This is a genomic window from Amycolatopsis minnesotensis (assembly GCF_039529815.1).
Classification (GTDB): Bacteria; Actinomycetota; Actinomycetes; order Mycobacteriales; family Pseudonocardiaceae; genus Amycolatopsis; species Amycolatopsis minnesotensis.
In genome coordinates, this window is record NZ_BAAANN010000023.1 from 146,932 (window position 1) to 154,144 (window position 7,213).

The following is a 7,213-nucleotide window of genomic DNA, read 5'->3' on the forward strand; positions in this document are numbered from 1 at the left end:
TCGCCATCGCGGAACGGCTTTTCGGCGTCGTATGCGCGGCCGCCGTATCCGGTTTCCGGCGCACACGGTAGACCTGTTCTGGGCACCGCATTTCCACTCGATTTTCGAAATACACCCGGAAAGGTAATTGACATGCGAAGATTTTTGGCACGCGCAGGGATGCTGCTGGCGATCGCGGGCGTTTCGTTCACCCCGATGGCCCAGGCCGCCGCGGCTCCGGCCGCAAAGCCGTCTCAGCCGGTGAACAGCAAGCCGGATGCCGTCGTCGCCGTCGCGGCCAGCGGCAAGAACGCCTACTTCCCCGATCTCGTCCGCCTGCGCGGCGGTTCCTTGTTCGCCGCCTACCGCGAAGGCGTGGGCCACGTCGGAATGGACGGCAAGCTCCTTTCGGTGACCAGCGCGGACGGCGGGCGCACCTGGAGCGCCCCTCGCCCGCTGCTCGACACCCCGTTCGACGATCGCGACCCGAAGCTCACCGTGACCGACCGCGGCACCCTCTTCGTCACCTACTTCGAGATCGACTGGCGCACCAGTCCCGCGATCTCGCGCGGCACTTCGGTGATCCGGTCCGACGACGGCGGCCGCACCTGGACGGCGCCGAAGAAGATCGACACGGCGATGACCGGCCCGTCGAACGAAAGCGATTCGGGGTACTGGCTCGGCTGGGCGGCTAGCCACGGCGCGATCGTCGCCACGGGCGGCGGCGCACTGCTCGCCCCGCTGTACGGCACCCTGCCGCACGACAAGTGGCAGCGCGCCTCGGTCGTGCGCTCGACCGACGGCGGCCGCACCTGGCGCGGCGAGACGGTGATCGCCGCCCGCCCCGGCATCCACTTCCAGGAGCCGGTGCTGACCGTGCTGCGCGACGGTCAGCTCGTCGCGCTGATCCGGACGAACACCGGGATCGCCTACCTCTCCCGCTCGCCGGACGGCGGCGCGCACTGGACCGAGCCGCAGCCGACCCGGATCCCGGCGAGTTCGCACCACCTGCTGACCACGGCCGAGGGCAGCGTGCTGCTGACCTACGGCGACGTGTCCGGCCGGTTTTCCCCCGCGCCGGGCCGCCCCACGGTCGGCAGGCTCCTCGACCGTCCCAAGGGGACGTTCGACGAGGGCAAGGACGTGCTGCTCTACGACGTCGGGACACCGGGTGCCCCGGTGTTCGACCAGGCGAACCCGTCGAGCGCCGAGATCCGGCCAGGCCGGTTCCTGACCCTCACCTACGACCTCGGCAGGCACGCCGTCGTCGGTGTCTACAGCACGGCGGGCCGATACCGGTGACCGCGCACGCCGTGGCCGGAGCCGCGTGCTTCGGCCACGGCGGTTCAGTTCGCCAGCGCGCGCGGCGAGTAGTCCTTGACGGTCATCGAATCGTGCATGCGGACCCCCTTGGCGTTGAGCCGCGCGATCGCCTTGCTGACCCCCGACGGCAACGCGGAAATGAGCTGCGCGCCCCGCACGAGCGCCCACGCGCCGAACCGGGACGACGGGATGAGGCTCTTCGCGGTGCCCAGTGCGAACGTATGGCTGTGCCGCACCAGATCGCGCATTTCCCGTTCGTACGCGGCGAAAGCGCGTTCGTGGTCGCCGCCTGCCTCGGCCAATTCGCCCGCCAGCACGTAGGCGCCGAGCACGGCGAGGCTCGTGCTGCCGCCGACCGCGGGACCGGGGCAGTAGCCCGCGTCGCCGACCAGGGTGACGCGGCCGCGCGACCAGGTTTCCATGCGTAGCTGGGTGATCGAGTCGAAGTAGAACGCCGTCGTCCGGTCGAGTTCGTCGAGCCAGCGGTCGACGTCGGCGTGCATGTCGCGGAACGCCTCGCGCAGCAGGACTTTCTGCCGTTCGGTGTCGCGGTGATGGTAGTCGAGTTCGTGCTCGGAGCGGAACAGGAACACCGCGCGCGCTTCGTCGAGATCCTTCGCGCTGTAGAGCCCGGCCATGCGGCCGACGCCGAAGTGACCGAGCATTTCGCCGTCGCGGCTCAGTTCGCCCGGCGCGGAGAACACCCCGAGGTAGGCCCCGATGAACCGGGTGAACTCCGACTCGGCGCCGAAGACCAGTTCGCGGACGTTCGAATGCAGGCCGTCGGCGCCGACGACGAGGTCGAACCGGCGCGGCTCGTGCTTCTCGAAGGTGACTTCACCGTCCGGTGAGACGGCGGTGATGGAGTCGCCGAACAGGTACTCGACGTCGTCGGACGCGGCGTCGTAGTAGATCTCGCTCAGGTCGTCGCGCATGATCTCGACGTGCCGGTCCGAGGCGGCGGCGAAGATCTTCCCGAGGTTTACCGTCGTCGGGCGGGCGGTTCCTTCGCGCACCACCGTCATCCGGGTGGTACCCGTGGCGAGGCCCTCGATGCGCGGCAGCACGCCCATCTTCTCCGAGATGTCCATCGCGGGGCGGAACAGGTCGACCGCGTGGCCGCCCGTCTTGCGCAGCACGGGGGAGCGTTCGACCACGGTGACGGTGAAGCCGCGGCGGGCGAGCCAGTAGGCGAGCACGGGACCGGCGACGCTGGCGCCGGAGATGAGGACACGCATGATCAACCCCTTACTTAACGGTAGGTAAGTACAATGGTAGCAATTTACCGTCCGGTAAGTAAGCTAAGCTCGGGAAGTGGCAAAATCGTCCGACACGAAACAGCGCATCCAGGCGGCCGCGCGGGAGCTGTTCGCCCAGAAGGGCGTGCAGGCCACCAGCCTGCAGGAGATCGCGGACCGGCTCGGCATCACCAAACCCGCGCTGTACTACCACTTCTCGTCACGGGAAGAACTGGTGCGCAGCATCGTGCAGCCGCTCATCGACGACGGCGAGGCATTCCTGCACGAGCAGGAAGCCCGTCAGGACGTGGACGCGAGAACCCTGCTGGCGGGGTACTTCGACTTCCACTACGCGCGCCGCCAGGAGATCATGTTCATCCTCGCCGAACTGAACACGCTCGTGAAGCTCGGGCTGATCAACCTCGTCGTGGCGTGGCGGGACCGGCTCGCCTCGCTGCTGTTCGGCGGCGAACCGACACTGGCGCAGGCGACGCGCGCGGTGGTCGCGCTCGGCGGGCTCCAGGACTGCACCGTCCAGTTCGCCGACGCCGATCCCGCCGAGTTGCGAAAGGCCGCCATCGACGCCGCCTGCGCCGCACTGGGCATCGGCTAGCTCTCCCAATGCCCTGAAGGCCACCTTGACGGCATTCAGTGCCGTGAAGGATGCTCCTGTAGAGGCCGAGGTGAGGTCCGCTGCGCATGCCCTGAAGGTGCCCTTCGGGGAGTCTGACGCCGCGAAGGGCACCTTCAGGGCATGTGCTGGGATTTCGCCGCCCGCGCCTCTTTCCCCCGTCCGCGCTCAGGTCCCTGCAGGGGCCTTCAGGGATGTGCATGTCGCGGATGTGGCCTTCGCCGGGGCTGCTCCCGCTCCAGGGCGCATGCCCTGAAGGTGCCCTTGAGGGAATCTGACGCCGCGAAGGTCACCTTCAGGGCATCAGCACCACCATGCCGCACGCCGCGAGGGGCGAGATCGCGGCGTCAGATTCCCCGAAGGCGACCTTCACGGACCAAGGCCCCGACGGCTCCACGCATCCGCCACCCACCTCACCGGAACCGACGCGCATACATCACTGTGGCCTTCAGGGGAAAAGAAACCTCCAGCCCACTGGAAGCCAAGCGGGATTGACAGTGCTAGTCATTTCAGTTGATACTGAAATGATGTCGAACGAGGAACCGGCCGCCGGCCAGCTACTGCCGTGGGTGGAGCGGGTGTCCGCGTTCTGCGTCGACGAATGGGGGCTGCCGCCGATCACCGGCCGCGTGCTCGGCTGGCTGATGATCTGCGACCCGCCGGAGCAGTCGGCGGGCGAGATCGCGGACACGATCCAGGCCAGCCGCGCGTCGCTGACGTCCAACATGCGCCTGCTGACCAGCATCGGGCTGGTGCGCAGGGCGCGGCGCCCCGGTGAGCGCACGGCGTACTACCGGATCGAGGACGACGCGTGGCAGAAGGTGATCCAGCGCAAGCTGGACAGCCTCGGCGCGTTCAACGACATCGCCGAGGAGGGGGAGGCGCTGGCCGGGCGCGCCGGTACCGACACGGCGCGGATCAAGGTGGCGAAGGAGTCGTTGACCTGGTTGCGGGACATCGCGGTGCGCAACCCCCGGTAGGTCAGCGGAGCAGCCCGGCGTCGCTGAGCGCGATGCGGACGTCGCGCGTGAAACCGGCGGTGTCGTCGAGTCCGAACGCCGTGTACTGCAGCACGAATCCGTGCAGCAACGCCATCACCACCCGCGCTCCGCGATCGGGATCCAGGTCGGCGGGCACGCTGCCCGCCCGCTGGCCGTTGCGGAGCGCGTCCGCGATACGTCCGCGCACGTGCTCGAAGCCCGCTTCGGCCTGCTTCCGCAGCCCTTGGTGCCGAAGCAGTTCGCCCCATGCCTGGACGGCACAGCGCAGGAGTTCGCCGACGGGGACGGCCTGGCCGGACCGGTCGACGGCGACGTCACCGCTCACCGGGTCGATCGCCGCGGCGACCAGATCGGCGACCGTCACGTCGTCGGCGGTGTCGACGAGGCGCTCGACGGGATCGAACATCACGCGGAAGGCGTCGCCCGCGATCTCGAGGATGATCTCCTCCTTGCCCGCGAAGTAGCGGTAGGGGGCGCCGACCGACACGCCCGCTTCGGCTGCGATGTCGGGCATCGAGGTCTGGTGGAAGCCGTCGCGCGAGAAGCAGCGACGGGCCGCCGCCACGATCTGCGACCGGTTCGCCGCCCGGCGTTCGGCGGTGATGCGTGGCACGGGGCACACCCCTTCCCTTAAATGAACGACCATTCGCCTTGACGATGGCGGGCGTCTCGTATCACTATAAAAGTGAAAGGTCGTTCACGGAAGCGGCCGGTGCGGAGAGGGAGCCCTTCATGGCCGATCTGAAGCTCAAGCTGGGCGTCTACCGGTACGAGCACACCGAGCCGCTGTTCGACGGTCGGGTCGCGATCGACGGCGTCGACGCCACCCTGGACACCTCGACGCTGATCTCCGACGTCTTCTACCGCATGGCCAAGGGAGAACTGGACGTCGCCGAGTTCGGGCTGACCTACTTCCTGCGCAGCTTCGATCTGGACGAATCGCCCTTCCTGGCGCTGCCGGTCTTCCCGAACCGCAACTTCCGGCACTCGTCGCTGTTCGTGAACGTCGACAGCGGGATCGAGCGGCCGGAGGACCTCGCGGGCAAGACGGTCGGCGAGTTCGCGCTGTACGGCTCCGATCCTGGCGTCTGGATCAAGGGTGTCCTTGCCGAGGAATACGGTGTGCCGCCGGAGCGGATGGACTGGGTGATCGGCGGCACCGATCACCCCATTCCGTCGTTCGACTGGATCCCGCAGCCCGTTCCCGACGGCGTTCGAGTCCGCCACGCCGATGCTGACCAGACCCTGGGCGCCCTGCTCGAAGCGGGTGAGATCGATGCCCTGCTGTCGGTCGACGTGCCGAGGGGCCTGCTCGACGGCTCGACGAAGAAGATCCGGCGGTTGTTCGTCGACTACGAAGCGGTCGAGCGGGACTACTACCGCCGCACCGGCATCTTCCCGATGATGCACGTCGTCGCGATCCGCCGGGAACTGGCCGGGATTCCTGGTCTGGTGGAGTCGGTCTACCGGGCTTTCTGCCAGGCAAAGGAAATCGTGCAGGAGCACTACCGGGCCAATGCGGCGAAGCAGCACATGGCCGTGATCACCCCCTGGTTCAGCGAGTTGTTCGCGGAGAACCGCGCGCTGCTCGGCGAGGACTGGTGGCCGTACGGTCTCGAAGCCAACCGCGAGGCCGTCGACACTTTCCTGCGCTACCACCACGAACAGGGCCTGTCCAGGCGGCTGCTCACCGCCGAGGACATCTTCGTTCCCGCCCTGCTCGGCACGCCGTGGCGGCGAACCGCGCGGTGATCTGCTCGCGCCTACCGCGGCTCGGCGGGCGGGTCGTCGCCGGTGGCGAGCGCGCGCTGGGCCCAGGCCACGTCGCGCCACCGGCCGTGCTTCCAGCCGATGTCGCGGTAGGTGCCGATCGGTTCGAAGCCCATCGCGCGGTGCAGGCCGACGCTGGCTTCGTTCGGCAGTGTCATGCCCGCGGCGGCGGTCCGGAAACCGCGCTGCGCCAAGCGTTCCAGCAACGCGGTGTACAGCGCCCTGCCTCCGCCGCGGCGGTGCGTGCCGCGCGCGAGGTAGACGCTGACCTCGCACGACCAGCGGTAGGCCTCGCGGGACTTGAACGGGCTGCCGTAGGCGTAACCGGTGACCTGACCGTCGTTCTCCAGGATCAGCCAGGCGTGCGTCTTCACCGCGTTCGCGATGCGCGTCGCCATCTCGGCCGGTGATGGCGGGGCGTATTCGAAGGTGATCGCCGTGTCGGTGACGTACGGGGCGTAGATGGCCGCGCAGGCTTCGGCGTCCTCGGTGGTCGCGTCGCGGATGAGCATGACACCATAGTAACCACCGATGTGCCCTATAGTGAACACGTGTCGGATCCTCTTTCGGCGGCGCTGGCCGCGACGGTGCAGTCCGCGCGGCTCGCCCGCGACCTGTCGGCGAGCGCGCTCGCGGAACGCTCCGGTGTTTCACGGGCGATGATCGGGAAAATCGAACGCGGCGAGGCCCAGCCGACCGCCGCGCTGCTCGGCAGGCTGTCGGCCGCACTGGGCATGACGCTGTCGGAACTGGTGGCGCGCGCCGAAGCGGACGAGCCGAGGCTCGTGCGGGCCGCCGACCAGCCGACGTGGACCGACCCGGTCAGCGGATACCGGCGGCGGGCGGTGTCACCGTCCGCGGGCGGCCCGCTCGAACTGGTCGACGTGGTGCTGCCGCCCGGCGCGGAGGTTTCCTACGCCGCCGACGTCTACGCCTTCATCCATCAGCAGATCTGGGTGCTCGAAGGGCAGCTGCGCTTCCGCGAGGGTGACCTCGTGCACGAACTCGGCCCTGGTGACTGCTTGCGGCTCGGTCCGGCTGAGCCGTGTGTGTACGTCAATCCCAGTTCTGCGGACTGTCATTACCTTGTTGCCATTGCGAAGCGACGTGTCTAGTGGTTGGTTCGCCGGTCTGTTGCGGGTTGGTTCGTCGTGTCGGGGTGCGGTTTAAAGAGGGCTTTGTTGTGTCGCGAACATGGAGAGGAGTCGTTTGGTAGGTGCGGGTACTTGAAGTGATGCTGTGTGGGAGATGGAGGTTTGGCCCTCCGGCGT

8 protein-coding genes are annotated in these 7,213 nt (G+C 68.2%); 5 read left to right on the forward strand and 3 right to left on the reverse strand.

The genetic code is table 11. The features are described 5' to 3' along the window. Nucleotides 1–132: 132 nt before the first annotated feature. On the forward strand, nucleotides 133–1,281 hold the full coding sequence (locus ABD256_RS27275) for a sialidase family protein (RefSeq protein ID WP_344424834.1): 1,149 nt from the start codon (nucleotides 133–135) through the stop codon (nucleotides 1,279–1,281). Between the two features lie 44 nt (nucleotides 1,282–1,325). On the opposite strand, the gene ABD256_RS27280 is transcribed toward ABD256_RS27275, so the two are convergent. Beyond that, complete coding sequence (locus tag ABD256_RS27280; protein WP_344424837.1) at nucleotides 1,326–2,540, reverse strand: FAD-dependent monooxygenase; 1,215 nt, start codon at nucleotides 2,538–2,540, stop codon at nucleotides 1,326–1,328. Nucleotides 2,541–2,616: 76 nt separating this feature from the next. On the opposite strand from ABD256_RS27280, the gene ABD256_RS27285 reads away from it, so the two are divergent. Next, nucleotides 2,617–3,153 (forward strand): TetR/AcrR family transcriptional regulator, encoded by a 537-nt coding sequence (locus ABD256_RS27285; RefSeq protein WP_344424840.1) that lies wholly within the window; start codon nucleotides 2,617–2,619, stop codon nucleotides 3,151–3,153. 545 nt (nucleotides 3,154–3,698) lie between these two features. Continuing rightward, a complete protein-coding gene (locus tag ABD256_RS27290; protein ID WP_344424843.1) occupies nucleotides 3,699–4,151 on the forward strand; it encodes a GbsR/MarR family transcriptional regulator in 453 nt (150 codons plus the stop codon). Nucleotide 4,152: 1 nt separating this feature from the next. On the opposite strand, the gene ABD256_RS27295 is transcribed toward ABD256_RS27290, so the two are convergent. Then, nucleotides 4,153–4,785: a TetR/AcrR family transcriptional regulator gene (locus ABD256_RS27295; protein ID WP_344424846.1), complete on the reverse strand. Its 633-nt coding sequence runs from the start codon at nucleotides 4,783–4,785 to the stop codon at nucleotides 4,153–4,155. Between the two features lie 119 nt (nucleotides 4,786–4,904). Here ABD256_RS27295 and ABD256_RS27300 point away from each other — a divergent pair, with 119 nt between their 5' ends. Then, complete coding sequence (locus tag ABD256_RS27300; protein WP_344424849.1) at nucleotides 4,905–5,924, forward strand: substrate-binding domain-containing protein; 1,020 nt, start codon at nucleotides 4,905–4,907, stop codon at nucleotides 5,922–5,924. Nucleotides 5,925–5,935: 11 nt separating this feature from the next. On the opposite strand, the gene ABD256_RS27305 is transcribed toward ABD256_RS27300, so the two are convergent. Further along, nucleotides 5,936–6,454 (reverse strand): arsinothricin resistance N-acetyltransferase ArsN1 family B, encoded by a 519-nt coding sequence (locus ABD256_RS27305; protein ID WP_344424852.1) that lies wholly within the window; start codon nucleotides 6,452–6,454, stop codon nucleotides 5,936–5,938. 39 nt (nucleotides 6,455–6,493) lie between these two features. Between ABD256_RS27305 and ABD256_RS27310 the strand changes: the two genes are divergently transcribed. Then, a complete protein-coding gene (locus tag ABD256_RS27310; RefSeq protein ID WP_344424855.1) occupies nucleotides 6,494–7,057 on the forward strand; it encodes a helix-turn-helix domain-containing protein in 564 nt (187 codons plus the stop codon). The last annotated feature ends 156 nt before the right edge of the window (nucleotides 7,058–7,213 follow it).